Genomic DNA, 2,499 nt, shown 5'->3' with positions numbered 1-2,499 from the left:
GTAAGCGTCGTTTTGATCCCACCTTCTCGTGGCGCGAGGGATAGGCGAGTTTGAGGATCTCTCTGAAGGGATCGGCTTGTGTCTATGCTTGACCATACGCTTAAGTCGGACGTAGCGCCGCGTCGGCTGGAAGTGATCACGGAGACGGGACGACGTCGTTGGTTCTCCAAGGACGACAAGGCTCGGATCGTCGAGGAGACGCTGGTCCCAGGCGCGGTCGTTTCCGAGATTGCCCGGCGACACGGGCTGACCCCACAACAAGTGTTCACCTGGCGCCGGCAAGCACGCCGGTTGCCGGCGACGATGACTGACGATCCGCAGTTTGTACCTGCGGTGGTCGACGCCATGGCACCAGCCGCGGCTGCTGGCCACGAGCGCAAGACAGCGCGACGCAAGGCCAAGCCGGATGCTCGCCGTTGCGATGCCGGGGGCATCGAGATCGAAGCCGAAGGCGTCACTATCCGGGCCGGCCGAGGCGCGGACGTGGCGATGATTGCGGCCATCGTCCATGCACTGAAGGCAAGCCGGTGATTGGCCCGTCCGGAACTGTCCGGGTGATGGTAGCCACCAAGCCGGTCGACTTCCGCAAGGGAATGGAGGGGCTTGCGATGTTGGTACGCGAGCACATGAAGGCCGATCCGTTCTCGGGTGCTGTTTATGTGTTCCGTGCCAAGCGCGCGGACCGGATCAAGCTGATCTTCTGGGATGGTACGGGTTTATGCCTGTTCGCCAAGCGGCTCGAGGAAGGCGTCTTCCGCTGGCCGAAGATCGAGGATGGCGTGATGCGTTTGTCGGCGGCGGAATTGTCGGCGCTGCTCGAAGGACTTGATTGGCGGCGTGTCCACGCGGCACGGGAGACGATCGTTCCGACGCAAGCCGGATAATTTGTGGGCCGCGCTGCGGCGAAGTGAATCAGGGGCATCGAGCACGTCGTCAGACGGGCGCGAATATGCTCTGATTTGCCTGTGAGCGATAACCTTCCTGATGATCCCGAGACGCTGAAGGCGATGCTGCTGGCTGCGCTTCATGAGAGCGAGCGGCTGCGCCAGATCATCAAGGAGCTGCAGCGTCATCGCTTTGGCCGGAAGGCAGAGTCGCTTCCTGAGGAACAGATGCTGCTCGGTCTCGAGGACGTTCAACAGGTTGCGGCCTGTACGGAAGCCAGCCAAGACGAGACAGCTCCGGAAGGCCGGGCGGAGCGCGCACGCAAGCGCCGCGTCAATCGCGGGGCACTGCCGGCGCATCTGCCGCGGATCGAGGTCGTCGTCGACATCGCCGACAAGACCTGCCCCTGCTGCCAGGGCGACCTGCACCAGATCGGCGAAGACAAGAGCGAGCGGCTGGACATGGTGCCGGCGCAGTTCCGCGTTGTCGTCACCCGGCGTCCCAAATACGCCTGTCGAGCCTGCGAGGACGGCGTCATGCAGGCCGAGGCTCCGGCCCGGCTGATCGACGGCGGACTGCCGACCGAGGCAACCGTCGCCCAGGTTCTGGTGTCGAAATATGCCGATCATCTGCCGCTCTACCGGCAGGCCCAGATCTATGCCCGCCAGGGCATCGCTCTCGACCGGTCGACGCTGGCGGACTGGGTGGGGCATGCCGCCTTCCATCTGCGCCCGCTGCATGAGCGTCTTCTCACGGCGCTTCGCGCGAGGTCCAAGCTGTTCGCCGACGAGACGACGGTGCCGGTGCTCGATCCCGGTCGAGGGCGCACCAAGACCGGCCAGCTCTGGGCCTATGCCGCCGACGACAGGCCCTGGGGCGGCCTCGATCCGCCAGGCATCGCCTATGTCTATGCACCCGACCGCAAAGCCGAGCGGCTGTTTACCCATCTTGCCGGCTTCAAGGGCATTCTGCAGGTCGATGGCTACAACGCCTACCCAAAGCTTGCCGAGCGTGGCGAGGTCGAGCTCGCCTTTTGCTGGGTGCACATGCGGCGCAACTTCTACGAACTGGCGACAGCCGGCCCCGCGCCGATTGCCAGCGAGGCGCTGAAGCACATCGCCGCATTCTACGCGATCGAGAAGGAGATCCGCGGCCGCAGCGCCGAGGAGCGCCGCCTCGTGCGGCAGCAGAGAAGCCGGCCGCTGGCTGATGCCTTCGAGATATGGCTGCGCGCCAAGCTGGCTCTCATCAGCCAGAAGATCAAGCTCGCCGAAGCCATCCGCTACGCCCTCTCGCGCTGGCAAGGCCTAACGCGCTTCATCGAAGACGGCCGCATCGAACTCGACAACAATACCGTCGAACGATCCATCCGCGGCATCAAGCTCGGTCGCAAAAACGCACTATTTGCCGGATCCGACGGTGGTGCCGAACATTGGGCCGTCGTCGCGTCCCTGGTCGAGACCTGCAAGGTCAACGACGTCGATCCGCTCGCCTATCTCACCGACGTCCTGACCAAGATCGTCAACGGTCATCCGAACCGCGACATCGACCAGCTACTGCCCTGGGCCTACCGCGCTCAAGCCCTCAAAGCCGTGGCCTGAGAACGACGCTTAC

3 protein-coding genes are annotated in these 2,499 nt (G+C 64.2%); all 3 read left to right on the top strand.

Annotated features, from left to right (window positions below; all coding sequences use genetic code 11):
* Positions 1-84 precede the first annotated feature (84 nt).
* The 3 genes from tnpA to tnpC all read left to right on the top strand — a co-directional run bounded on the left by tnpA (position 85) and on the right by tnpC (position 2,486).
* Positions 85-531: an IS66-like element accessory protein TnpA gene (gene tnpA, locus LMTR3_RS23545; protein ID WP_065747399.1), complete on the top strand. Its 447-nt coding sequence runs from the start codon at positions 85-87 to the stop codon at positions 529-531.
* Positions 528-884: an IS66 family insertion sequence element accessory protein TnpB gene (tnpB, locus tag LMTR3_RS23540; protein ID WP_065747398.1), complete on the top strand. Its 357-nt coding sequence runs from the start codon at positions 528-530 to the stop codon at positions 882-884. Before tnpA ends, tnpB begins: the two co-directional genes overlap by 4 nt.
* A gap of 123 nt (positions 885-1,007) precedes the next feature.
* Positions 1,008-2,486, top strand: a complete 1,479-nt coding sequence (gene tnpC, locus LMTR3_RS23535; protein ID WP_065747400.1) for an IS66 family transposase — start codon at positions 1,008-1,010, stop codon at positions 2,484-2,486.
* The last annotated feature ends 13 nt before the right edge of the window (positions 2,487-2,499 follow it).

It is taken from the genome of Bradyrhizobium sp. LMTR 3, from assembly GCF_001693485.1.
Classification (GTDB): domain Bacteria; phylum Pseudomonadota; class Alphaproteobacteria; order Rhizobiales; family Xanthobacteraceae; genus Bradyrhizobium.
The sequence above is the reverse complement of the archived record's forward strand: the minus strand, read 5'-3'. Positions and strand labels throughout refer to the sequence as shown.

Coding starts and splice junctions, on each gene's coding strand:
- tnpA (WP_065747399.1), top strand. CDS start 85: ATGCTTGACCATACGCTTAAGTCGGACGTAGCGCCGCGTCGGCTGGAA.
- tnpC (WP_065747400.1), top strand. CDS start 1,008: ATGCTGCTGGCTGCGCTTCATGAGAGCGAGCGGCTGCGCCAGATCATC.